The organism is Ruminococcus sp. 8Y-12 (genome assembly GCF_058119865.1).
Genome location: NZ_CM176623.1, coordinates 1,514,496 through 1,539,338, shown reverse-complemented (window position 1 = coordinate 1,539,338; position 24,843 = coordinate 1,514,496). Strand labels below are relative to the sequence as shown.

The following is a 24,843-nucleotide window of genomic DNA, read 5'->3' as shown; positions in this document are numbered from 1 at the left end:
CAGTGATTACATGAAACTTTATGTTTACTAGACGTTAACCTGCTGCTTCTGAAGTATACCGTAGGTTCCGGCCAGACATGCCGCCCCCAGTATGATTCCTGAAAATACCCATGCGTTTTCCGGCATGGCCCGAAAGAGATGAATCATCTTGTTTCCAATGATTCCAAACACTGAACCCGGGGCGTCCTCGGCAGCGTCTATAATTCTGGGGAGTCCTAAAACTACAATCATCCAGGCCGCCCACAGAACCCAAAATGCCTTTCTCCCGTACCGCAAAAGCAAAGTCCCGCAAAATCCCAGAACCATCACCAGCACCACCATTGTCAGGATTCCATAGTTTCTCAGAAATGGCAGGAAATCCACCGCCGGAGAAAGCCCTTGGTAAACACCTCTGTAAAAACAGTCCTCCGCCCAGCCAATGATTCCCACCATCCCCAGCCCAATCATTGCACCTGCAAATATCACCAGATAGTAAGATACAAAGAAATGTTTCCTTGTACTGTTCATAGACACTGCCAGATTGAATCCTGTCCACATCTGACCAATTGCCATAATAGCCGTGTAGATTGCAAGTCCTGCTGCCGCCAAAATCCCGCCCAGTCCTGCAAAGCCATTCGTCTCAGGGGCCCCCCGGGTCACAAAATACATAAGCGCCCAGCCGAACAGACCCATCAATATAGTGGTCAGATATGCGAATATCCAGTCTTTCCACTGCATTGAAAATTGTTTTTTGACCGCCTCTACCATTTTCTCCACCTCCTATATACGTACTTCCAGTTTCCTGGTGGCAGCTAAACTGACCGCTGCCCCTGCTGCAAATACAACCAATCCGGCTGCCAGGCCCAGCCATGGATTCATGCCAATTTTATTGATGATCTCAAGGGGAAGTCCCGCTCCCCCTACGGCAACTCCCATACCAAACAGGGCTGCCGTAATCACAATCAAGACCGTAAACACTATGGTTCCAATTTTTCCCCACCTTGTAACCACAACTCCAAAGATCAGCGCCATGCCCTCCTGCAAAAACATGAACCCCATCAGCAGTGGGAGCCAGAATTGTCCCGCCGTATCACCGGCCGCTGGTGTAAAACGGAAGATTAAGACCGATAACACTCCCACGATTACCGTCACTCCTGACATGGAACAGATAAGCCCTATAATGGTATCCCTTCTTCTGCTGTTAAAGGATACCAGCAGAGGAATATAAGTCTGGAAGTATCCCATGGATGCGATTACCATCAGAAATCCGCCGGTAAGTGTCAAATAATAAGGATACTGCCGCAAACTGGCAACAGCCATATTTCTCCATCCCCCTGCAGTCTCAGGTGAGGTCTCAAGACCTAAAAATACCATAATTCCAAAACTGATCACTACAATCAGTCCCAGATTTTCCAACAGGTTCCTGCTCCAAAACTTTACATTTCTCTTCCACTCACTCATGGTGTGCCTCCTCCCCGCACAGGGCCACAAACACTTTCTGCAGACTCAGCCTCTGGATGCTCACATCATACTTGTCTGTGATGCGCTGTCCCGGCTCCAGCAGCACAGTCACTCCCTTACTGCGTCCCATATGTTCTTCGTGATAGGTCTTTAAGGAAATGGTTGCGGCATCCACCTCGTTCTCGTGGCCGCTGAGGTGATATGCTCTTTCCAAGAGTTCCTGGGTATTCTCCTTCAGCAGAATCTCTCCTTTATCTACTATAATCACTTCCTCAAAGATATCTGCCGCCTCCTCAATAATATGGGTGGAAATCACAAAGGTTCTGCCCGTCTCTGTAAATTCATCCACCAGAATCTGGTAAAAGCGTTCCCTTGCCACTACGTCCAGACCGGCCACCGGCTCATCCAAAATCGTAAAATCCGCCTTGCTGGCCAGGGCTACGATGATGGTAACCATGGACATCATACCTTTGGACAGCTTTCCGATCCTCTTTTTCACATCCAGGTTAAATTCTTCAATCAGGCGCGCCGCCATCTGCTTATCCCAGTGCGGAAAGTAGGTAGACGCAATCCGCAGGTATTCTTTGACCTTGATGGGGTTTGCGTTGCTTCCCGTCATGGCACTCAGTTCTCTGGAAAAGCACAGGTGATCCAATACCTCCTGGTTTTCCCACACCCTCTTTCCATCGAAAGTCACTTTTCCCCTTGTAGCCGGATTCTGCGCCGTCATGATGGACAGAAGAGTGGTCTTTCCGGCTCCGTTTCTGCCGATGAGACCATAAATCTTTCCTGACTCTAGTTCCAGATTGACGTTTTTCAGTACCTCTTTGTTGCCATATACTTTTGTTATACCCTCACATACCAGCTTACTCATTTTCATATCCTCCATCCTCTGAAGTCTCAATCATTGTTATCAATTCTCTTTTGGTAATTCCCAGGCTCACTGCCTCTGCCATCAGGTTCTTTACATAATTGTCATAAAACTGCTCTTTCCGCTTCTGCGTAATCCCTTCCTTGGCTCCTGTTGCCACAAACATCCCAATCCCCCGTTTCTTATATAGTATCCCTTCATCCACCAGCAAATTTACACCCTTCGCCGCAGTCGCGGGATTGATAGCGTAGAGCTTTGCCAACTCATTGGTGCTGGGCACCCGTTCCTCCTCCAGCAGAATATTTCGTAAAATATCATTTTCAATCATCTCTTTTATCTGAATATAGATAGACTTTTCCTGTGTCAGGATCTCGTTCACACTTTTTCACTTCCTCTCCTCTGTCTGTTATTCCGGCTTTATACTATGTTCTGTTTTCTATACGAACCGTTGTTAATCATGGATGCTGGTTACTTATATGGTTCATTACTTATGTAACTAACCATACCACCAATTAATCTATTTGTCAATCAGTATTTTTATAAGGTATCCGTTTAGCCAAGCTGCCCTGTTACTTTATAAGCTCAAAAGAGCAGAGTGTTTCTTGCCTGAATTGACAAACACTGGTATTCATGCTAAGGTTACCATAAAAAATAAAGTAACTATTCAGCAGGTCTGCACATTTACTGCGCTGACCGTAAGAAAATGATTCAGGAGTGCAAAAATCCCATCACTGAAGGTGATTATAATTGGATTTTTGCAAGTAACTGTGAAGGTACTGAACAGTTACAATTTTCATATGGAGGAATTATTTTGCGAAGAATATTGATTGTGATTGATATGCAGCACGACTTTATCGATGGCGCTCTGGGAACTGAGCAGGCGATGCAGATTGTTCCAAATGTACTCCAAAAAATCCAGGAATATGCTCCCGAAAATAGGATCGCCACCCGCGATACCCACGGTCCGGACTACCTGCAGACCTCAGAGGGACAGCACCTGCCGGTGCCCCACTGTATCCGGGGTACAAAGGGTTGGGAGATTGTGCCTGAGATTTCTGCCGCTTTAGGGGATACCAGGATACTAGACAAGCCATCCTTTGGCTCCCCCGCACTGGCACACGTCCTGGCGGAGGAAAATAAAAAAGAACCCCTGGAGCTGGAGCTTGTGGGACTCTGTACGGATATCTGTGTTGTATCTAATGCCCTGCTGCTCAAGGCGGCGCTTCCTGAGACAAGGATTCTTGTGGACGCCTCCTGCTGCGCAGGTGTAACCCCGGACACTCACCAGGCTGCTCTGACCACCATGAAAATGTGCCAGATTGAGATTTGTGGATTGGACAATGGAAAGGATTGACTATGACAAGAGAAGAATTTAAAAATCTGGTTGCCGCTGGTCCAGTCATTCTGGACGGAGCCACAGGCTCAAATCTTATGAAAGCTGGGATGCCCAAAGGAGTCTGTACGGAACAGTGGATATTGGAACACAAGGACATACTGATCAATCTGAAGCGGGGCTATGTGGAGGCCGGATCGCGCATCCTCTATACCCCCACTTTTACCGCCAACCGGATTGCACTGGCAAAGCATGGGCTGGACGGAAATATGGAGTCCATGATCCATCAATTAGTCGGTCTCTCTCAGATTGCACTGGACCCGGAATGCTTTATTGCGGGAGATATGACTACCACAGGTCAAACGGATATCTCATACGAGGCAGCCTACGAGGTATACCAGGAGCAGATTACCTGTTTAAATGACTGCAATGTGGACCTTCTGGTGGTAGAAACCATGCTGACTCTGGAGGAGACCATGGCTGCCGTGGAGGCTGCCCGCTCTGTGTGCAGCCTGCCCATAATGTGTTCCATGACCATAGAGTCAGACGGAAGTCTCTTCTTTGGGGGCAATATCTTTGAGACCGCCGCTGCCCTTCAGGAGATCGGAGCGGACGCGGTAGGCATCAACTGCTCAACAGGTCCAGATCAACTGGAGTCTGTAATCTCCACACTGCGTAGCGTCCTGGATATCCCGCTTATCGCTAAACCAAATGCGGGGATGCCTGTCATTGATGAGAAGGGGAATGCCGTCTACAATATGACTGCTGCAGATTTTGCAAAACATATGAAACGCCTGGTGGATCTGGGTGCCAATCTGGTGGGCGGCTGCTGTGGAACCACGCCGGAGTATATACGGGCTTTGGCGGATATTTTAGGGTAAGTATGCATAGGTAAAATGCATATCCAGCAGCCGCTCAAAGGGGCTGTCCTGGCTCATAGTGTCTTCCCCAGACCTATGCATCTGCCAGGATTTCCCCATCTCTCTTCCTATATATTGTACCTTGTTTGCATCAAACTTGATAAGTCTAACTGTATATTTTCGTTTGTATTTGGAAATTTATTTTTCAATTTATATTCATTTTGGAGAATATTTGCGATAGTGCACTCAAAAGGTTCGCCAGAAATAAGGAACAGAACAATGAGGAATGCTATCCTGTAAGTACTCTTTGATCCATATTCAATAAAATCCAGGATTTTCACTTAGTGTAGATTCCTTATGAGATTTTACCCAACATTAAAGCAAGAGCGCTTACTTACGAATAAGCAAACGCTCTTGTTGAAGGAAGATGAAACCTTCTATTATTTTACCGAGTAATTAACCTCTGTGTCCATTCTTACAAAACTTTTATCCGTCGTAAAGGATACTTTTACCTTTTGACCAGGTTCAAAGTTATTGATTTGGTTTGTATATGGACTTTCTACAATAATATCATTCTCATCATAGAGATTTGCGATAACTGCAAAATACAAAAACGTAACATCTGTAATATTCTCTATTGTTGCCTCATATGTTTTCCACCCATAATTGTTCTCAACAATATCAAATTCTACACTGATCATTTTTTCTACTTTTTCCTTAATATTTTCTTGCTCCGTAATTAAATCGGCATCATTTATAAAACTATCAATATCGGATTCATATTCACTCTCTACTTTCAAATCATAGTTTCGTACAAATTTTTTAATTAAGACAGCTCTTTTGTTGTAGCCATCACTCCATTCGTTATTAAATCTTGTATAGTCTAATTCATAATGATCAATGGCATTTAGCTGAATATTTAAAGCTTCAATATAACGGTCCATATTTTTTTTAAGCCCTTGGTTTTCAAATTTTTTATCAGCAAATTCTCCGATTGAATTCAATTCAGCATTAACACACTTTTTATAATTTTCTTTGATTTCGGTTGCACTCATACTAGAATTATCTACATTCAGATCCCAACGTTCCATTAAGCCCTTTGCCAACGCTCTTATAAATTGTGCATCAACAGATTGTTGATACTTGCAATCTTCCAAAAGATTATTAGCATCCTTATAATCTTTAATTTCCTCTAGCATAACCATAGCATCAGCATACTTTTCATCCCCATATAATGAACTTGCCTGAAGATATATACTTTCTTTAAGTTTATCTGTAGTATCTTTATAATTACCTAATGTTTTAAAAATATCTGCCGCAGTTTTATAATCACCTTCGGTAAATAGCTGTACTGCATATGAATATTGGCTATCTATGTATTTCTCGCTTGAATCTTTATATTCCCCTAAGTTCTGGAATTCCTTTGATGCATTCACATAGTCTTTTTGTTCAAAGAATTCCTGGGCTGAATTATAACGTCGAAGATTGCCCGTCAAAAAATATGTTGTTAAACCTATAATGATGACTCCACCAAGTATTGAACCCATTACAATAAATTTCTTTTTTGACATTGATTTCTTTGGAGATATTTCTGTTTGTTCTTTAATAATCGTTTGTACCACACTATTTACTTCATTTTCTTTTGTTTCCGCAGCATTTTTTTCTACCGGACATCCACAATGGGGACAAGCTTCTGCCTTATCACTTATCTCTTTTCCACATTCCTGACATTTCATTAAAGCCATAACTTTACCTCTCTTTCCTATTGTACAAATATTAATTTCCAGAATAATTCTTTTATAGTTTTCTGTCATGGGGTTAGCCTGGAATTATTTATCCTTATATTGATAATTATAATATATTTTATGGTCAATGTCACTAATTTTCTACCAGTATAAACAAAGTGTACTATACATATTTTCATAATGTCTTGTACTAATATGCAAAAGTATAAGATTCCAGAAAAAAATGATGTATGACCTTCTTCCAAAAGTCTCACATCATTCTTATACAATCTTCTTTAATTTATTAAATCCGCGCACCTCTCTTCGAATCCCTACCACGAACGTTACCTCTACAGTTAACTCGGCCCAGGCGACCTTGCGGCACACAAGAGGTTCTGCTTAGTGCTGCTGCATTCCTGCCCTGACACGGTTCACAGATTCCTGTTGCGCAAGACCCAGGCGTCAACGCCACTTATAGAGGGCTGCCTCGCAGTAAAAGACCCTCGGATCAGTATCACCCCTGCTGTAGCGGATTGCAGGTACAGGGCACCGCTAACTCCCCGGCTGCGCGGAAATGTTTTGACATATCCATTGGCGTATCTGTTTTATACGCCTTCCTACTATAACCCGAATCGGGGGATTTGTCAACCGAATTCATTCTTCTATTTTCCTGAAATTCCGAACCAAAAATGGTGCCTATACCTTCAAAAACAGATGATATCTATAAGCATTTACTGTATTTCCGTTAACTCAAGAATATTACCGCTGGTATCCAGCAGCATAATGTATTCGATGCCATCATACTCTATCTGAAATATTAAAACATCGCCCTGATCTATCCAAAAAGTCTCATATTCCTCAGAGTCAAGTATGTATTTTCTGGTCTGCCCTGGTTCCACTGTGCTCCATTCAAACCAATCATATTCATCACCTAAAGTTAAGGTCAAATAGTCACCGTCTTGATACATTAAAGTAATAGAACCCTCAATTTTTAAATTGTAATTCCCCTTGTTGCAGATAATAAGGTTTGCACCTTCAATATAAGTATCCACATCCGGCAGTTCGATCTTGGTTTCCACATCTGGATTCTCACATACCCAGACAATGCAGGTAGCCGTAACCTGTGCGGCAGAAGCAGTAATTACTGCCTTGCCGCTCCCGAGAGCCGTAATGTTACCGTTCTGATCCACAACCGCCACCCGGCTGTCTGAAGATTTCCAGACAAGGTTTCTGTCTGCCGCATTCGCAGGATAAACAGCTGCATGCAATCGGTAGGTCTCCCCTTGCAGCAGCACAAGCTCCGACTGATCCATCGTCACACTGCTGACTGTAACTTTTCCTTTTCCGACACTCACTTTACAGGTAAACTTCTTCCCCCCAGCCTTAGCTGTGATCCTTGCGCTGCCCGATTTTATTCCCGTCACCTTGCCTCTGACCGTCACCTCCGCCACAGATTTGTTGCTGCTGCTAAAGCGCACCTTCTGTCTGGTACCCCTTAGTTTCAATAAACTGGACTCCCCTACACGCAGATGCAGACTTTTGCTGCTGAGCACAGGCGCCTCCACGGTTACCTTACACTGAAGTTCCCGGCCTCCCACCTTGGCGGTGATTGTGGCCTTGCCTGCCTTCATAGCAGTAACTTTTCCTTTTTGGCTGACTTTTGCAACCTGCTTTTTGCTGCTGCTCCAGACTGCCTTTCCACCAGCGCCCTTTATCTTTAAGGTCTTGCTCTGCCCTTTTATCAGCGTCAGCTTTTTGGCACTGATCTTTCCCTGTGCAGCCAGTACCACAACCGGCCCATTCACATCTGGCACCACCTGCGGCATTACACCAGACAATAACAGGACAAATGCCAATGTCCACATTAACTTTCTGAATTTTGCTGATTTGTTCATAACTCTCCCTCTTTCTTTAAATGTACTTTCTCCACAATATCATAGCATTCTAAAAATAACTTTTCTTACATCTCGGATAATCCGATGTATTCCACCGCAGCCCCAAAGCCTTCATCTGCTTATCCGAAATCAGGAAGATGGCGTAAAATCCGGAGCTGTCGTTGCACTGAACATCTATATGGTAATACTTCTTTCCCACCTTTACGATGTTCCACTGGTGGCTGGGATTTATGGACTTCTCAGTGGCATGTACATAGTAGCACTTTATCTTCATGGCATCGCAGAGGGCTTTAAAGGCCCTGGCATAGCCGCTGCACTGAGCCTTCTTTTTCACAAGAGCACCGTAGGCTGTGTTAGCCTTGGTCTTTGCCCAGTTGGTAGAATACTCGTAGGAGCACCGCTTTGCCAGATAGTCATGGGCGATCTTTACCTTCTCATAGTCCGTCATATTGTCAGCCACATAATTTTTCAGGAACTTCTGGACCACGGACTTTACCTTCTTCAGCTCCTGTGAGGAGAGTCCGGGTCCATAGACAGATCCCGGGCGGTAACTGCCATTCACCGTCCTGGCCTTTAGCTGCCTGCCCACGGTTCCGTTTTCGCTGTAAAAGACCTTTTTTCCCTTTTCTTTTACCCAACCGGTGGCCCAGCGTCCCTTCTCACCCTCTTTGCCTTTAGGCATAAAATAGTACGTCTTTTTCCCTATCCTGGTCTTTCCGGTCTGCATCACGCCGCTGGCGTCAAAATAATACTTGTAGTATCCGATCTGCTGCCAACCGGTCAGTGCCTGACCATTTTCATAGTAGTATGTCTTTCCTTCCTCCGTACCCCATCCATTGCCCTCTGCCGCCTGACAGCTAAAGCCTGCACAGAGCACTGCCAATAACACTGCCGCTAAGAGACATCCCAGCTTTCTTTTCATAACCGCACCCTCTTTCCCTTTCAGCTGTTCTTTTCCTTTTCTCTCTTTTTCTTCTCCCGCAGTTCCCGGAAAAACTGGCTGAGCATCCGGGAGCATTCCTCCTTTAGCACATCCCGCGTAACCGTTACCTGATGGTTGAACTCCTCCATCTGAAGAATATTCAGCACAGACCCCGCGCACCCGGCTTTGGGATTCATGCTGCCGATTACCACCTCTGATACCCTGGCCTGCACGATTGCTCCGGCGCACATCTGACAGGGCTCCAGGGTGATATACATGGTGCACCCCTCCAGCCTCCAGTCTCCCAGCTTTTTGCTGGCCTTTTTAATAGCGGTCAGCTCTGCGTGGGAGAGTGTATTTTTGTCGGTATTTCTGCGGTTATACCCCCTTGCAATGATCTTCCCCTCATAGACGATGACACAGCCTATGGGCACTTCATCCAAAGCGTACGCCTTTTGGGCCTGGCGTATGGCCTCCTTCATAAACTTCTCATGTGTTGTCATTCTATTTTCCTATCCATAGGCACCGTTTCTTTAAACAATCCATTCTCCCTTTTCCGCGCCCATATGTCTGTCTTAATAATACCATTTACCCCCAGAATACTCAAGAATAGAATTTGCTTCCTCCCCCAGTATGGTATATACTGTTACTGTTCACTCAGGTCTGAGCATTTACTGTTCAGACCGTGAGAAAGTGATTCAAGGGTGCATAAATCCCATCGCCGAAGGCGATTTTGCATGGATTTATGCATGTTACTGTGAACGTGTGAACAGTAACTATATACTGTAACTGTTTCATACCACCATATTACATCAAAAAACAGAGGAGTATTCCAATGAAAATACACGGCTTTAACACCCTGACACTTTTAGATTATCCCGGTCTTGTGGGAGCTACACTTTTCCTGGGCGGCTGCAATTTTCGCTGTCCTTTCTGCCAGAACGGTAACCTGGTACTCTCCCCTGACACCGAACCCTGGATTCCCCTGGAGGAGGTCCTCGCCACACTCAGGAAGCGGCGCAAAGTCCTGGACGGCGTCTGCATCAGCGGCGGGGAACCCACACTTTACCGGGACCTGCCAAAGCTGATCCGCCCCATAAAAGAGATGGGCTACCAGATCAAGCTGGACACAAATGGCACGAATCCCTCCATGCTGAGAGAACTCTGTGCCCAGGGGCTAATCGATTTTGTGGCAATGGATATCAAATCCTCGCCTGAGAACTATGAAAAGGCCTCCGGATGCACCGCCGCACAGCTGGACGCTGTCCGGGAATCCGCAGATTTTCTGCTGAACGGTAAAACAGACTATGAGTTCCGTACAACTGTGGTAAAAGAGCTGCATACGGAAGCGGACTTTTTCTCCATCGGGGATTGGATCTCGGGCTGCTGCGCCTACTATCTGCAGGCGTACAGGGAATCGGAACATGTGATCTCAAAGAACTTCTCCAGCTATACCTACCAGGAGCTAACCCGCTTTCGGGACATCTTACAAGAAAAAATCCCCCTGGTTGAAATCCGGGGGATTGAATAGTCTCTCGTAACTGTTCAGTATCTTCACAGTTACAGTCTTTCTATTATTTTAAAAGCATCACTTCTTCCGGGGGAAAATACAGGTAGGGTGGAATCCCCTGCAGGTTCACTGCCGTGAAATCCTCCCTGGGTACCATCCACCAGATGGGAGTGCTCTCCCTGTGCCGTGCATTCCTGACAAAATACTGGGTCTCAAAGGGCAGCTCTGTATACCCCGTCACCTCCACAGGAAGCACATTTTCCGGTTTGTCCTCGTACACGCTGACCATATGGTGTCCTCTGACACCTGCGTACTTCACATCCTCATCCACATATTCTTTTGTCTGAAGCGTCAGATGCCAGTCCTTGGCATACACCTTGTGGTCATTGATTTTCTCTACCTCCGAAAAGTTTTTCAGTCCTGTGAGCCTGGCGGCTGTGCGGGTGCCCGGATTTTGAAAAAGTTCCTTGGTCTTTCCCCTTCCCACTGTCCTCCCGTCATCCATGATCAGCAGATCCGCGCTCAGGTTATAGATCTCATCCCTGCTGTGGGATACCAGAACGGAAATCCCCTCAAATGCTGCCAAATGCTCCTTTACCTCTCTCTGGAGTACATCCTTCATATATCCGTCCAATGCGGAAAATGGCTCATCCATGAGTATGCTTTTGGGCCCGGCCGCCATCATACGGGCGAAGGCCGCCCTCTGCTGCTGTCCGCCGGACAGCTGATGAGGGTACCTTCCCTCCAGCCCCTCCAGTTGAAACCGCCTCACCTGTTCCTTTACTTTGTTTTCCCTGTCCACCCTCTTTTTAACCGCTGCTCCTATATTCTCCGCTACCGTCATGGTGGGAAACAGCGCATAGTTCTGAAACAGATATCCAATTCCTCTCTTCTGCGGAGGAAGGTTGATGCCTTTTCGGGAGTCAAACAGGACCTTTCCGTCCAGTTCAATATGCCCCTCATCCGGTCTCTCCACCCCTGCAATACACTTTAAAGTCATGCTCTTTCCGCATCCGGATGCTCCCAGGATGCCAAGGCATTCTTCTGTACACTGAAACTGGACGTCCAGGGCAAACCCTTTCATACTTTTCTTTATGGAAACCTCCAATTTCATCCTACCACCGCCCCACATGTCTCATATTCTTTGATGTCAACAGGTTCATAAGCAAAATCACCAAAAAGGCTGCCATAATCACCACTGCGGACCAAAAGGCAGCAGTGGCATAGTCGCCGTCCTGGATCACCATGGCGATCCTCTGGGAAATGGTACTGGTCTTTCCGGGTATATTTCCCGCCAGCATAGAGGTAGCTCCGTATTCCCCCAGAGCCCTGGCAAAGGTAAGTACCGTGCCGGAGGCAATGCCCGGACCGGCAGCCGGGAGTATTACCTTCCAAAAAATCCGGGTTTCCGACATTCCCAGGGTTCTGGCGGCATAGACAATATTGCTGTCCACCTGCTCAAAGGCTGCCCTGGCGTTGCGGTACATTAGCGGAAAGGCAATCACCACCGCAGCAAGTACGCAGCCGGTCCAGGTCTGTATGGCGGAAAACCCAAAATTCGCAAACAGCCAGCTCCCAAACGGCCTTCTTTTGCTGAACAGCAAGAGAAGAAAGAAGCCTGCAACCGTGGGCGGCAGGACCATAGGCATGGTCAATATCCCGTCCGCCGCCGCTTTCACCCTGGGCCCTGCTTTGATCACCTTTCTGGCTGCAAAGATGCCCAGAAAGAAGGATATCACCGTTGCCACCACACCCGTTTTTACGGAGATAAACAGAGGACTCCAGTCCAATTTTCCTAAAAACGCCATATAGCTATCCATTTCCTATTCCTTTCACTCTCCGATTTCAGTGTCGAAATAATAGTCCTTAAAAATTTCCTTAGCCGCATCAGATACCAGGTAAGCGGTAAACTCCTCTGCAGCCTTTTGCTGCGCCTCATCCGCCTGCCCATTTCGCACCTGTGCGGCAGGATAGATGATATCTCCGCTCAAATCATAGGGGATCTTTTCCAGAATCTCCAGCTTATCCTCATATCCAAAGGTATCTGAGTAGTAGACTGTTCCAACTTCATTGGCGCCTTCGGCCACAGCGGCAGCCACAGCCCCCACGTTTGCGCACTCATTGATCTCCAGGTTCCCCAGCGCCTGGGAAATCTGCCGGGTGGTGATTTCCGCGGGTTCCCCTGTCTTCTCCAAAAGCCCTGCATGTATCAATGCCACTCTGGTATAGCGCCCCACAGGCACGCTGCCATCCGCCAGGGCCATACTGGATGCCTTTTTCAGATCCCCAAGGTCTTTCACCTCTGTCATGCTGTCCTTATAGGTGACCAGGCACACCTGGTTGTTTACCACATCCCGCCTGGTGCCTTCCACCAGAAAGCCCTCCTCCTCCAACTGATTCATCTGCTTCTGTGCCGCGGAGAAGAATACATCACAGGGTGCTCCTTCCCGAATCTGCTCCATCAGGGTACCGGAGCTGTCATAGCTGCCTACAATGGAAACCTTAGGATGTGTCTCTTCGTAATTACGAATCAGGTCTTCCATAACGTTATTCAGGCTCTTAGCCGCAAATACGGTGATCTTGACCTCGTCCTCACGATTTTCCGCAACATCCTGGATTTCCGTTGTGTCCCGTTTTTCTTTTACTCCCTTATCGGAGCTTGATCCCCGTCCCTCTGTGCTTATGTATCCACCCACCAGGACCATGATTACCAGGGCTGCTGCACATAAAATCCACCTTTTTTTCATCCGTCCTCCCTCCTCTCTTTATCTCTTCTTCTGCGCACACTCTCCCGTCAGGCCATTTAATATCCGGATTCCGTGATCCAGCTCATCTAAGATAAAGCCCAGACTCTCCTCCACTGCCTTTGGACTGCCCGGCAGGTTTACAATCAGGGTCTTTTTTCTGAGCACAGAGACACCTCTTCCAAGCATGGCCCGCTTTGTGACCTTCAGGGAAGCATACCGCATGGCCTCTGCAATCCCGGGTGCATTCCGGTCTCCCGCCTCCATGGTGGCCTCCGGTGTGCAGTCTCTCAAAGAAAATCCGGTTCCCCCGGTAGTCAGCACCAGATCCACCTGACGGCTGTCCGCATAGTAGATCAGCTTGTGCTTAAGCAGCTCTTTCTCATCCGGCAGTATCACAGCTTCCTCCACCGTATACCCTGCCTGCTCCAGCATCCGGCAGCACAGGGGACCGCTTACATCCTCCCGCTCTCCCCGATAGCCGCTGTCGCTCATGGTAATCACCGCAGCCCTTAGCTTTCTGTCCGGCTTCGGATACGCAGCCTCCATCTCATCACCCGGGCGGATGGTCCCGCCATTTAACACTCTTGCAAAGACACCTTCCCTGGGCATGATACAGTCTCCCACCCTGCGGCGGATGGCACAATGGCTGTGGCATTCCTTCCCGATCTGTGTGATCTCCAGGACTACGTCACCACAGAAGATCTGTGTACCCACAGGCATTGTTCGAAAATCCATGCCCTCCACCAAAAGATTTTCTCCAAAATCCCCATCCTTCACCTGACCGCCCTTCTCATTAAATTCTTCTACCTTGTCAAAGGACAGCAGACTCACCTGACGGTGCCAGGTGCCTGCGTGGGAGTCCCCCTTTATTCCATGGTTCACCAGAAATTCCGCCTGTTCCACCGGAATCTTTTCCGTTCCCTTTTTTTCACTGATACAGACCGCCCTTACTCTTCCCATCTTCATCCTCCTATGCAGTACATATTCTTCTTTTCCGTAATCTCCGGCAGGTTCTCAAAACAGTGCGCAGCCGGTTTCCTTCCCACTGCCTCCCGGATAGCCTCCTGCAGAACCTCATCCTCAGCCCCCTGCCGGATGATCTGCCTTAAATCCACCCCATTTTCATAGCAGAGGCAGGTCTTTAAGTACCCCTGAGAGGTGAGGCGCACCCGGTTGCAGCTGCTGCAAAACTTTCCATGAATCGCGCTGATAAATCCGATTTTCCCCTGGAATCCCGGTATCCTGTAATAGACCGCAGGCCCGTATCCCCTTTGTCCAAGCTCGGGTATGGGTTTGCCGTACTCTGCAGAGATGTCCCGTAAAAGCTTTCGGTTGTCCTGGGAGGGGCACTTCTTTCCAAGGCCAATGGGCATCAGCTCTATGAAACGCACATCCAGCGGCCATTTCCTGGCCAGCTCCACAAGCCCTCTCCATTCCCCGCTGTATTTGCCGCCCAGGGAAACCCCATTCACTTTTGTGGGGATTCCATAGCGCAGGGATTCCGAAATCCCGTCCAAAACCTTAGACAGCTCATCCCTGCCCGTGATCTCCTGATAAATCTCAGGGCGAACACTGTCCAGACTGATATTGATTCCGTCCACTCCCGCCTTTTTCAGCTCCTCTATGTACTCGAAAAGCAGTACGCCGTTGGTGGTGAGGGTAACCGTCTCGATTCCGGGAATGTTTTTCAGTCTTTTAATCAGATGTGTGCAGTCCTTTCTGACCAAGGGTTCTCCCCCGGTAACTTTAATATGCCGGATACCCAGCGCTGAGGCACAGGCTGCGATCCGTTCCATCTCCTCATAGGTGAGTATCTCCTCCATGGGGACACAGGAAATCCCGTCCGGCATACAGTATCTGCATCTGAGATTGCATCTGTCTGTGATGGATATGCGCAGATAGTTAATATCTCTTCCATAAAGATCGATCATTGTTCTTCTCCCTTCCATACAAAATCCCCGCTCTTGCCCCCGTGCTTTTCCAACAGATGGATGTGTTCCATGGTCATGGCTTTGTCCACTGCCTTACACATATCGTAGATTGTCAGCAGAGCCACCGACACCCCGGTCAGCGCCTCCATCTCCACCCCGGTGCTCCCACAGCAGGAGGCGGTACACCTGGCTTCAATCGCAGATTCCTCCCAAAGGATTTTAAAGTCAATCTCCAGATGGGTCAGATTCAGCCCGTGGCAGAGAGGGATCAGTCCTGAGGTCCTTTTTGCCCCCTGTATGCCCGCTATCCTGGCAACTCCAAGCACATCGCCCTTTTTCATCTCACCGCCCGCTGCCATCCTAAGACATTTCGGGGACATATGTATTCTGCCGCAGGCAGACGCGGATCTCTTTGTGGGCGCCTTGCCGCCCACATCCACCATAATCGCATTTCCAGCTTCGTCAAAATGTGTAAATTCCATATCATCTTCCCTTTCCGAATCCGCACTCCGGGTATCTGCACTCCGCACAGTTTAAGCAAAGGCCTCCCTCTCCCAGAGATGCCAGCTCCTCTGCGGTCACTTCATCCTCCGCTATGACTCTGGGAAGGATCAGGTCAAAGATAGTTCTTCCCGCATACATCACACATCCGGGCAGCCCCATCACTGGTATGCTCCTTCCATCCTTCTCATAATAGGCTAGCAAAAACATGGCTCCCGGCAGTACCGGGGCTCCGTAGGTGACCACTCGCGCACCTGTATTTTTGATAGCCAGAGGAGTCTTATCGTCAGGGTCCACACTCATGCCCCCTGTACACAACACCATATCCACACCCTGCTCAATCATTTTGTGGATTGTATCTGTGATTTTCTTGTGGTCATCGTTCAGTATCTCATGCACTGTCACCTCAGCCCCATATTCCGCCAGCTTCTGCTCAATAACCGGGGTAAAGGTGTCCTCAATGCGCTTGTAGTAAACTTCATTTCCAGTGGTGACCAGGCCAGCCTTTTTTTGTTTAAAGGGCAGAATTTCAAAAATGGGCTCCTCCCCCGCTGCTCTTTGTGCCTCCTCCATCTTTTCCTTTTCAATAACCAGTGGGATAATCCGGGTAGCTGCCAGCTTATCCCCCCTTTTTACAGGGACATCCCCGTGTCTGGATGCAATCATCATCTGCCCCAGTCCATTGACCCTTTTCAGGGCCTCTCTGTGTATCTTAAACAGACCGTCCTCCCTGGCCGTGAGCTCAATCTTTCCCTCGCTGACCTCTGATCTGTCCATATGGTTTCCCTTACATATCCTGCACAGTACTTCTGCCGCCTCATTTTCGTGGAGCATACGCTCATCCTTTTCCCAAATGTAGAGCTGATCCTTGCCCACGCTCAGGAGCACCGGAATATCTTCTTGGGTGATCACATGTCCTTTTTTGAATACCGGCCCCTTTTTCTCCCCCCGGATAATCTGTGTAATATCGTGGCAGAGTACCTGTCCCTGAGCATCCACTGTTTTTATAAGCTTCATCTTGTCCCTTCTTTCTCTATCATTTCAAATAGTACCCGTATTTTTCCTCCGCAGATCATGCCCAGCCGGTCTGCTGCTTCGCTTGAGAGATCATATTCCACGATCCCGGACTCTCTGCTGCTCAGACACTTCCACCCGTCCATCAGAGCCTGGTGCTCCAGGTTTCCGCCTCCTATGGTCCCGCATGGGATTCCCCCCTCATCCAGAAACATCCGGCTTCCCGTTTTTCCGGGGGAGGAACCTTTCTTTTCAATGACGGTCATGAGTACCCCCGTTCTCCCTGATTCCAGACACTCTGCGATGGACTGGTCCAGATACTCCACTTCTCTCTTGTCCCTGCGCTTCACCTCAATCATCTCTGCGGCAATGCTCACGGCAATTTCCTCCGGCGTCCTGGCTCCTATGGAAAGGCCGATGGGCGCTTTCACAGAGGCGATCCACTCTTCGCTCACGCCATCCTCCTGGCGCAGCCGTTCCATGGTCTTTTGAACCTTGCCCCTGCTCCCGATCATTCCCACATATCCGGAGTGCAGCCCGGAGATTTCCTGCAGACACACATAGTCGAACTCATGTCCCCTGGTAACAATCACAAAGTACGCACCCGGATCAAATCTGTGTGTCCGGAATACCTGCTCAAAGCGTTCGCACACTACAGTGTCTGCCAGTTCAAAGCGCTGGGTGTTGGCAAATTCCTCCCTGTCGTCAATCACCGTGACATGAAAGTCCAGCAATTTCAAAATCCGGCACAGCGCCAGGGAAATATGGCCGCCTCCGCATATTACTGCCGCAGGACGCCTGCCAAACCACTCCACAATTCCCGTTTCGATTGTCTCCCCATGATCCAGATACCCCTTTTTCAAATGATTGTCCGGGTCTGTATACACTCCGATGGGCTCTCCCGGGACCTTCAGCCTCCTGATCAGATCCCTGTAAAATGCTCCTGTGCTTCCCATATTGTCTCCTCACGCTCCTCCGTTATATTTTCTAAAAGATATCGCTGATAAAAAAATTATTTTAAATATTTCTCAAAACAACGGGAAAATGCCTTCTCGCTTAATCCCCTCATCTCCAACAGGTAAGATTGGTAACAGTCTGCAAATTTCTCCCCCTCAGGTGTCAGGACAGAGCCGCCCCCCTGAAGGCCCCCTTTTTCGCGGTACAGGATGGGGAACCCCAGCTCCGCCTCCGCCGCCTTGATGATCCGGTATCCCTTGCTGTAGGACATCTGCATCTGTTCGCACGCCTGCTTGAGAGAACCGCATTTTTTGATCAGCTCTAAAAGCTCCATCATCCCGCTGCCCCAAAAAATGTTCTCTCCCTTTACCTTTACCTTCACTACACCTTTCAGCCCCCTCGGGGCAGGATGCTCACCGCTATCCCTTTGTCCAACTATATTCTTTCCGTTCACTCCAAAAGCTCCATCACTTTTTTTGCATTCTCCATGTTCCGTTTTATCTTCTCATAGACCTCCGGCTCATTTCTGCTGCCAAACAGTCTTTTCTCAAAGCGTTCTTCCAGACTGACCGCCCTGGTTCCCTCCACCATCTTGTCTGCCAGGAAGACAATTGCCCTCTCATCCAAATGCTCCACAGCGTCCTGGGACAAAAACATGTGCTCCTCCACAATGGACGCTACTTTCTCATAGCCAAGTTTTCTGAGAAGCTGTGCTCCCCTCTGGGCATGCCGGGGTTTCGTGCGCTCCACATCGTGTAAAAGCGCGGCGGCGCTGACCAGGTTCATCCGAATGGGGTACCCCCTTTTCCTGGCTTTATCTGCCAGAAGCAGAGCAATCTTTTCCACTGCCAAAGAGTGGCGTACCACTTCAATGGGTGTTCCGTTCAGATTAAACATAGTAAAGATCACCATTTTACCGGGAATTTCCCTCTGATCATAGATATCCTTCAGGTGTGCGTAATCATAAGGGGTATCCGCATCCAGAAGGATGGTGCTGTTGTGCCATTCCAGCACATGGATGTTGTCTGCAAAGGGGCGCAGCGCTCCTTTAAGCCCCTGCTTTCCCTCATAGTCCAAAATACTGTCCCGGTACTGTTCTCCAATGAGGATGGGATGACCTCCGTCCCCCTGATACCGGATCTGCACAATACCGCTCTTCTTCCTGCTCTCAAACTTGCTGAGCATACACTGGTAACACGCTTTTGAAATCAATGGCATGTCACCCGGGACGATGAAAAAGCACTCCAGGTATGCACTCAGCTCGCTCAGCCCGCACTTTATGGATTGAAGCATATCCGTTGAGGCAAAGTCCGGGTTTTCCACTAGTTTGATCTTTCTGTCACCCAGCTGTTCTCTTATCCTGTCCTTTTCCTTTCCAACTACCACCACAATTTCCTGGATTCCGCCGGCAGCCGCATTGTCCACCACATGTTCAATGATTGTCTTATCTCCCAGAGGCAGAAGTGGTTTAAATTCCCCCATTCTAGTGGAAAGTCCTGCAACCGCGATGACTACGCCTGCTCTACTATGCATGTTTCCTCCTTATATTACAGGGGACAGAGGGAGGGAACTCCTCCCCCAGCCGCTGTTAATACTTTTATTCAAGTACGCTCCAGCGTCCTTGCTGCGAGTCGCACATCATGCTTTGCATGACATTAATTTCTCACTTTTTTGCTGATCATGATTGTCAAATAACCGGAAAACAGACCCAACGCACCGTATACCAGCTCCCCAGCTGCCACCAGCGCGTATCCGCCCTCGGCCGCCGGAGTGCCCATGATGGCAAAGTACAGAGCCGCTCCCATAAAGATGGCTGCCACATTGTTGGCATAGGGCAGCTTTTCTGCTGCGCACATCAGGATCACACCGATAATGACCGCTACCGGAAGGGCCGCGTATCCCACGTTCCAGCCCAGCCCCGCAAAGGCGTTTGTGAGCACATAGATGATGATTGCACAGATGATACCCACAATCATGCTCACCCCCCCTTTAAGCGCAGCCTTGGGATCAGCCCCAAACAGGAAGTAGGAGGCCCAGCATGCAAATGTGACAAAGGTTAAACCTGCTGCTGTGGAGATAAATCCTGCGCCCTGCAGAATATCCGTCACTAAGGTTACCGCTCCTGCCAAGATACCCACAAGTACTGCGTAGATTAATAACTTCTTCATAGCGCCTCCTTATCTTTGATCCCAGAGCTCCAGGAATTTATAGACAACTGCCTCTGCAAATTCTTCATCGTTGATGTGATTCTCCATAGCTGTGATCTGGATTTCATCGTCTCCGCCCTTTACCTTTTTCTCTATGGTTTCGAACAGAGGCTTCAGATAATCCGGTCCGAACCAGGGGCCTCCCTCGGCCATGTAGCGGTCAAGTCCCAGGGTGGGGAAGTAGATTGCCTTGGGGCCAGGGTTCTTCATTACATGGTCTGCCACATACTCTCCCAGCCATACCATCTCATCGGGGGTAGCCAGAAGGGAGGTGATGTTCGGGTTATGTAAGATCACCTTGCGCTCAGGAGTATTATACTTCTCAGGAATGGTTTCCGGTGCTCCAAAGTTAAAGGCTTCCACTGCTCCTGGAACCACCATCTCCGGGATTCCTCTCTCGGCAGCCGCGCACATGCGGTTTGGACCTGCATCAAAGATACCGCCCAGCTTGTTATTCAGGATTTCCGGAAGAGCGGAGTCGATGACACCATCGATCACGCCGGAAGCAATCAGCTCTTCCATGGCCGCGCCCTCTCCAACCGCGTGGAAAATTACTACGTCAAAGCCTTTCGCCTCCAGAATCTCCCTCATCTTCATTACAAAGGGAGTGGTAACGCCCCACATGGTAATACCGATCAGAGGATTGGATTTTTCCGTCATTTTCTTTGTCTCTGCATAGCCGTTGGCCATTCCCACTGCAGCGTGCGCCGCTGTGGAGAGCACCACTCTGGAGATGCTATTCAGCCCGGCGATGTCCGTAACAGAGTACATCATGATCAGATCTGAATTGCCCACATAGGGCTTTGTATTGTTGGATGCCATGGTGGAAACCAGCATCTTGGGGAATTCCAGGGGAAGCTGGCGGAATGCTGCGCTTAAGCTGTCTGTGCCTCCGGTTCCTCCCATACCCAGTGCTGCGTCTATCTTCCCCTCAGATACCAGGCGTTTCAGGATAACGGCTAAGCCGTCACTCATGGCTTTATTGGCGCGCACTCTGGTGTCGCCTTCCACTCTTGCTGCAAATTCCGATAGCTCCACACCCCCGCATTTCGCTACCTCTTCCTTTTTGATGTCCGCCTCAAGCGGAGATTCACCGATGACGCTGGTATCGATCACCAGAACTTCACATCCAAATTTTTCGATCTCCTCCTTCACAAAAGCGTACTCCACGCCTTTGGTATCCAGAGTCCCCGCCAATGCTACAACTGCTTTACCCATAGTAAAACCCTCCCTTTTTTATTTGGTTTTTGCTTTATATTTAGCCGCCAGGGCAATTGCCTGAACGATCCGGTCATAGCCGGTGCAGCGGCAAATATTTCCCTCTATCGCTGTGCGGATCTCTTCCTCCGTGGGATCATCGTTGACGTCCAGCAGCGCCTTAGCGCTGAGAACCATCCCCGGCGTACAGTACCCGCACTGCACTGCCCCCGCATCCACAAATGCCTGCTGGATGGGGTCCAGCTCATCCTCCTTTTGAAGTCCCTCAATAGTGATAATCTTGCACCCGTCTGCGCTCACCGCCAGAGTACAGCAGGAGTGAATGGCCTTGCCGTCCATGATTACCGTGCAGGCTCCGCACTCTCCCTCGTCGCACCCCTCTTTTGTGCCTGTGAGTCCAATGTCCTCCCGGATCATTTCCAGAAGTGTGCGGTGCACCGGAACCGTAATATTGATATGCCTGTCATTGATATCAAAGCTGATCGTACGCATTTCCATATTAACAATCTCCTTTCAGACGTTTCACTGCAATCTCTGCTGCTCTTGGGATGTAGGTGCAGACCATGTCCTTTGACCATTCCTCACTGTTTCTCCACGTCTTAGGATTTGCTGCTTCATAGGCCAGCTGTGCTGCCTGTAAAATTCCTTCCTGGTCTATGGCCCTTCCTTTGAGCGCTGTCTCCGCCGCCCTCACCCGTATGGGAGTGGGCGCCACTGCCGAGAGGGTCACCCTGGCGTCCGTACACTTCCCCTGCTCATCGCAAATAAAGCGAATGCCGGCGCTCATGATGCCGATCTCCATTGCTCCCCGTTTCATCAATTTCTGGTATGCGCTTCCCTCATGCTCTGATATCATGGGCAAATGAAGGCTTACCACCAGCTCTCCCTCCTTCAGCACCGTGGTCTTCACTCCGGTAAAGAACTCCTCCACAGGGAGTGTCCTGCTTCCCTGGGGGCCGGTGATTTTCACCTGGGCATCGTAGAGCATCAGGGGACCTGCCGAGTCTGCCGCCGGTGACGCATTGCAGATGTTTCCGCCGATGGTTCCCTTGTTTCTCACCTGGACGGAACCGATTTTGGAGCAGCCATCCGCAAGGGCCGGATAATATTTTTTCACATACTCATTTTCTTCGATCTCACTGTGGGTGGCCAATGCCCCAATCACCAGGCCCTCTGACTCGTCAAAAGTAATCTCTTTAAATTCTTTCAGGTGGGAAATATCCACAAGGGCCGGATAAGAAACCCCTTTATGCATCATTACAAATATATCTGTGCCGCCGGCTAAGATTTTGCATCCCAGTTTTGCGCAGGAAATCGCTTCTTCCAGAGTACCGGCAGTGATTAGCTTAAATGGTTTTAACATTATTTCTCACACCTCTTTCCATACTTGGCTTCTTTCAGAGCCAGATAAACCTGATCCGGCTTCAACGGGATCTTTGTCATGCGTACGCCTGTGGCATCAAATATGGCATTTCCTACCGCTCCCGGCACACCGGTTACACAGCACTCTCCAATGCCCTTGGCCCCGTAAGGTCCTTCGGGATGGGGCACCTCCACAAGTGTGATATTCATTGGGAATCCGGCATCCTTTGCTGTGGGAACTTTGAAGTCCGCCATGTTGGGATTCATCATTTCGCCTTTGTCGTTCCACTCCAGCTCCTCCAGCAGGGTGTGGCCAAGACCCTGTATAATACCGCCCTCGATCTGGCCTCTCACGGAATCCTCATTGATCACCTGGCCTACATCGTGGGCTGCGGAGTATTTCTCAACCTCTACGCTTCCGGTCTTTGGGTCTACCAGCACCTGGGCTGCATGAGCTGTCCAGAACCACAGTACGGATACGCGGGATGATCTTCCGGTCTCACGGTCCGGTTTATCCCAGATATCCACTGTATTGTGGGCTGCCACCCCGATGATGGGGTCCTGCTCAATCAGAACCCTGGCTTTTCCAAGGTCATTGATGGCCAGCTCTGTGGGATTTCCATCTTTGCCGTGTCCCTTAATAATACCGTGCTCGATCACAATATCCTGGGCCGGACATCCCCAGTGGTTCCCCATCCTTCTCTTTAGCTGTTCATGGATGCTCTGAGCCGCCTCAATCAATACCCTTCCCATGTGGAAGGTGAGCCGGGAGCCGGTGGCTGATTTTTCATAGGGAGTGTACAGGGTATCCACCTGGGCCACATTGACCTTCTTAATGTCGATCTGCATGGCCTCGGCAAAAAAGATGCAGGCTACAGAATTGTTGCCCTGTCCCATATCCGTACCGGATTTGAGCAGATCCACGGATCCGTCCTCATTGAGCTTGGCGATTGCCGCAGATCCTGAGGGCGTACCTGTGATTTTACAGGTAAGGCACATTCCTCTTCCCCTCAATCTGCCGTCCGGAGCCACCTTTTCAAGGGGAGTATCCCAATCAAGTCCCTTGGCCGCTGCCTCCATGCATTCCTTGATACCCACGCTAAACAGTTTTTCTCCTGTGTGTGTGGTATATCCATCCTCCCAAAGATTCATTTCCCTGAACTTGTAATTATCCATGCCAATGGTCTTCGCGATATCGTCCATATGGCACTCGCAGGCCCAGGAAACCTCCTGTATGCCAAATCCCCGGTAAGCGCTGGTGGGCAGCTTGTTGGTAATCAAAGTCAGGGCATCGATCTTCACATTCTTGATTTTATAAGGACCGCAGCAGGCATAGGTGGACAGATAGTTAAGACGCGGTGCTCCGTTTACATAAGCTCCGGAATCTTGGAGATTGTACACCTCTCTGGCCACTATGGTGCCGTCCTTCATCACACCGGACTTGATCCTGATCTTCTGTGCGCCGCGGGAATAGGCGCCTTTAAACTCATCGTCCCTGGTAAACAGAAGCTTCACAGGGCGCCCCTTAGTCCTCTTTGCCAGAGCGGCGACCACCGGCTCTGCGCGAAGCTCCCACTTGTTTCCAAACCCGCCTCCGATGGGCGGAATGATCATGCGCACTTTGTTCTGGGGCAGGCCAAAGGCTCTGGCCAGCTGGCCTCTCATGAAAAACGGAGACTGGGCGCAGGTCCAGACAACCAAACCGTCCCGATCATATTTTGCGATCGCCCCGTGTCCTTCCATACAAACATGCTGGATACCGGAAGTCTCGTACTCTCCCTCTACCACATAGTCTGCCTGGGCGAAGGCCTTCTCCGTATCCCCCTCCCGGACCTTTGTGTGCTGACAGATATTTGTTCCCTGCTCAAAATACAGCTCGTGGTGGGTATTCAGCTTTGACCAGTCGTGGAACACCACATCTCCCTTCAGAGACTCCTCCAGAGTAAGCACTGGTTTCAGTACTTCATACTCCACCTTGACCTTGCTGCAAGCTTCCCTGGCAATCTCCAGAGTCTCTGCCGCTATGGCAACCACCGGTTCCCCCCAGTACATTACCCTCTTGTATGCTAAAGTGGGCATTTCAGCCGCGTAATGGCCGATTCCTGTGTGTTCATCTTCCCCTGTAATGATCACGGCAACGCCTTCCATGGCAGCGGCTTCACTGTAATCAATGCTTAAAATATTGGCATACGCATAGGGAGATCGCACCAGTGCTCCATACAGCTGATGGGGCATATTCATGTCCGCTATGTACTGTGTCTCTCCTGTTACCTTCCCTATGGCATCTGGCCGTTCTACCCTTTTCCCCACATATACAAACTCTTGTTTTTGCATAACGCCCTCCTGCTTTT

The 24,843-nt window shown here is 49.1% G+C and carries 26 protein-coding genes and 1 other RNA gene; 3 read left to right on the top strand and 24 right to left on the bottom strand.

Going from position 1 to position 24,843, the window contains the following annotated elements:
• Positions 1-27: 27 nt before the first annotated feature.
• Genes AC0THY_RS05690 through AC0THY_RS05675 form a run of 4 tightly spaced genes read right to left on the bottom strand, consistent with a single transcriptional unit; the run spans position 28 to position 2,690 of the window.
• A complete protein-coding gene (locus AC0THY_RS05690) occupies positions 28-747 on the bottom strand; it encodes a hypothetical protein (protein ID WP_489993494.1) in 720 nt (239 codons plus the stop codon).
• A 12-nt stretch (positions 748-759) separates the two neighbouring features.
• Positions 760-1,440: a hypothetical protein gene (locus AC0THY_RS05685; RefSeq protein ID WP_489993493.1), complete on the bottom strand. Its 681-nt coding sequence runs from the start codon at positions 1,438-1,440 to the stop codon at positions 760-762.
• Positions 1,433-2,314, bottom strand: a complete 882-nt coding sequence (locus AC0THY_RS05680; protein WP_489993492.1) for an ABC transporter ATP-binding protein — start codon at positions 2,312-2,314, stop codon at positions 1,433-1,435. Before AC0THY_RS05680 ends, AC0THY_RS05685 begins: the two co-directional genes overlap by 8 nt.
• Positions 2,307-2,690 carry a GntR family transcriptional regulator gene (locus AC0THY_RS05675; protein WP_489993491.1) on the bottom strand — a complete coding sequence of 128 codons (384 nt, stop codon included), beginning with the start codon at positions 2,688-2,690 and terminating at the stop codon, positions 2,307-2,309. Before AC0THY_RS05675 ends, AC0THY_RS05680 begins: the two co-directional genes overlap by 8 nt.
• Positions 2,691-3,122: 432 nt before the next feature.
• On the opposite strand from AC0THY_RS05675, the gene AC0THY_RS05670 reads away from it, so the two are divergent.
• Both AC0THY_RS05670 and AC0THY_RS05665 read left to right on the top strand, forming a co-directional pair.
• A complete protein-coding gene (locus tag AC0THY_RS05670; protein WP_489993490.1) occupies positions 3,123-3,665 on the top strand; it encodes a cysteine hydrolase family protein in 543 nt (180 codons plus the stop codon).
• A 2-nt stretch (positions 3,666-3,667) separates the two neighbouring features.
• Positions 3,668-4,525, top strand: coding sequence for a homocysteine S-methyltransferase family protein (locus AC0THY_RS05665; RefSeq protein WP_489993489.1), 858 nt, complete (start codon positions 3,668-3,670; stop codon positions 4,523-4,525).
• Between the two features lie 419 nt (positions 4,526-4,944).
• Here AC0THY_RS05665 and AC0THY_RS05660 read toward each other — a convergent pair whose 3' ends face one another.
• From AC0THY_RS05660 to tadA, 5 genes are all read right to left on the bottom strand, one after another.
• Positions 4,945-6,249 (bottom strand): FxLYD domain-containing protein, encoded by a 1,305-nt coding sequence (locus AC0THY_RS05660; RefSeq protein ID WP_489993488.1) that lies wholly within the window; start codon positions 6,247-6,249, stop codon positions 4,945-4,947.
• Positions 6,250-6,538: 289 nt separating this feature from the next.
• Positions 6,539-6,800, bottom strand: an RNA gene (gene ffs / locus AC0THY_RS05655) — signal recognition particle sRNA large type.
• A 159-nt stretch (positions 6,801-6,959) separates the two neighbouring features.
• On the bottom strand, positions 6,960-8,123 hold the full coding sequence (locus AC0THY_RS05650) for an Ig-like domain-containing protein (RefSeq protein WP_489993487.1): 1,164 nt from the start codon (positions 8,121-8,123) through the stop codon (positions 6,960-6,962).
• A gap of 49 nt (positions 8,124-8,172) precedes the next feature.
• A complete protein-coding gene (locus AC0THY_RS05645) occupies positions 8,173-9,045 on the bottom strand; it encodes a transglutaminase domain-containing protein (RefSeq protein WP_489993486.1) in 873 nt (290 codons plus the stop codon).
• Between the two features lie 20 nt (positions 9,046-9,065).
• Positions 9,066-9,548, bottom strand: a complete 483-nt coding sequence (gene tadA / locus AC0THY_RS05640; RefSeq protein ID WP_489993485.1) for a tRNA adenosine(34) deaminase TadA — start codon at positions 9,546-9,548, stop codon at positions 9,066-9,068.
• A gap of 332 nt (positions 9,549-9,880) precedes the next feature.
• Between tadA and AC0THY_RS05635 the strand changes: the two genes are divergently transcribed.
• Positions 9,881-10,576, top strand: coding sequence for an anaerobic ribonucleoside-triphosphate reductase activating protein (locus AC0THY_RS05635; RefSeq protein WP_489993484.1), 696 nt, complete (start codon positions 9,881-9,883; stop codon positions 10,574-10,576).
• A gap of 43 nt (positions 10,577-10,619) precedes the next feature.
• Here the strand turns inward: AC0THY_RS05635 and AC0THY_RS05630 are convergent, their stop codons facing one another.
• The 15 genes from AC0THY_RS05630 to AC0THY_RS05560 form a co-directional block, all read right to left on the bottom strand.
• A complete protein-coding gene (locus AC0THY_RS05630) occupies positions 10,620-11,669 on the bottom strand; it encodes a sulfate/molybdate ABC transporter ATP-binding protein (RefSeq protein ID WP_489993483.1) in 1,050 nt (349 codons plus the stop codon).
• 1 nt (position 11,670) lies between these two features.
• The gene (gene modB / locus AC0THY_RS05625; RefSeq protein ID WP_489993482.1) at positions 11,671-12,375 is read right to left on the bottom strand and encodes a molybdate ABC transporter permease subunit; all 705 of its coding nucleotides are present in this window, start codon (positions 12,373-12,375) and stop codon (positions 11,671-11,673) included.
• 12 nt (positions 12,376-12,387) lie between these two features.
• Positions 12,388-13,302 (bottom strand): molybdate ABC transporter substrate-binding protein, encoded by a 915-nt coding sequence (gene modA, locus AC0THY_RS05620; protein WP_489993481.1) that lies wholly within the window; start codon positions 13,300-13,302, stop codon positions 12,388-12,390.
• An 18-nt stretch (positions 13,303-13,320) separates the two neighbouring features.
• Positions 13,321-14,262, bottom strand: a complete 942-nt coding sequence (locus tag AC0THY_RS05615; protein ID WP_489993480.1) for a molybdopterin-binding protein — start codon at positions 14,260-14,262, stop codon at positions 13,321-13,323.
• Positions 14,263-14,264: 2 nt separating this feature from the next.
• Positions 14,265-15,233: a GTP 3',8-cyclase MoaA gene (gene moaA / locus AC0THY_RS05610; RefSeq protein ID WP_489993479.1), complete on the bottom strand. Its 969-nt coding sequence runs from the start codon at positions 15,231-15,233 to the stop codon at positions 14,265-14,267.
• The gene (gene moaC / locus AC0THY_RS05605; protein ID WP_489993478.1) at positions 15,230-15,715 is read right to left on the bottom strand and encodes a cyclic pyranopterin monophosphate synthase MoaC; all 486 of its coding nucleotides are present in this window, start codon (positions 15,713-15,715) and stop codon (positions 15,230-15,232) included. Before moaC ends, moaA begins: the two co-directional genes overlap by 4 nt.
• A 1-nt stretch (position 15,716) precedes the next feature.
• Positions 15,717-16,751, bottom strand: coding sequence for a molybdopterin-binding protein (locus AC0THY_RS05600; RefSeq protein ID WP_489993477.1), 1,035 nt, complete (start codon positions 16,749-16,751; stop codon positions 15,717-15,719).
• Entirely contained in the window at positions 16,748-17,704 is a 957-nt protein-coding gene (locus tag AC0THY_RS05595; protein WP_489993476.1) for an XdhC family protein, read from the bottom strand. Before AC0THY_RS05595 ends, AC0THY_RS05600 begins: the two co-directional genes overlap by 4 nt.
• 56 nt (positions 17,705-17,760) lie before the next feature.
• The gene (locus AC0THY_RS05590; RefSeq protein WP_489993475.1) at positions 17,761-18,159 is read right to left on the bottom strand and encodes a winged helix-turn-helix domain-containing protein; all 399 of its coding nucleotides are present in this window, start codon (positions 18,157-18,159) and stop codon (positions 17,761-17,763) included.
• Positions 18,156-19,238, bottom strand: a complete 1,083-nt coding sequence (locus AC0THY_RS05585) for a DVU_1551 family NTP transferase (protein ID WP_489993474.1) — start codon at positions 19,236-19,238, stop codon at positions 18,156-18,158. The genes AC0THY_RS05590 and AC0THY_RS05585 overlap by 4 nt, the downstream gene beginning before the upstream one ends.
• 122 nt (positions 19,239-19,360) lie before the next feature.
• Positions 19,361-19,873 (bottom strand): DUF1097 domain-containing protein, encoded by a 513-nt coding sequence (locus tag AC0THY_RS05580; protein ID WP_489993473.1) that lies wholly within the window; start codon positions 19,871-19,873, stop codon positions 19,361-19,363.
• A 9-nt stretch (positions 19,874-19,882) separates the two neighbouring features.
• Positions 19,883-21,130 carry a Tm-1-like ATP-binding domain-containing protein gene (locus AC0THY_RS05575; protein WP_489993472.1) on the bottom strand — a complete coding sequence of 416 codons (1,248 nt, stop codon included), beginning with the start codon at positions 21,128-21,130 and terminating at the stop codon, positions 19,883-19,885.
• Between the two features lie 18 nt (positions 21,131-21,148).
• Complete coding sequence (locus tag AC0THY_RS05570) at positions 21,149-21,628, bottom strand: (2Fe-2S)-binding protein (protein WP_489993471.1); 480 nt, start codon at positions 21,626-21,628, stop codon at positions 21,149-21,151.
• Position 21,629: 1 nt separating this feature from the next.
• Entirely contained in the window at positions 21,630-22,493 is an 864-nt protein-coding gene (locus tag AC0THY_RS05565) for an FAD binding domain-containing protein (RefSeq protein WP_489993470.1), read from the bottom strand.
• A complete protein-coding gene (locus AC0THY_RS05560) occupies positions 22,493-24,826 on the bottom strand; it encodes a xanthine dehydrogenase family protein molybdopterin-binding subunit (RefSeq protein WP_489993469.1) in 2,334 nt (777 codons plus the stop codon). Before AC0THY_RS05560 ends, AC0THY_RS05565 begins: the two co-directional genes overlap by 1 nt.
• Positions 24,827-24,843 lie beyond the last annotated feature (17 nt).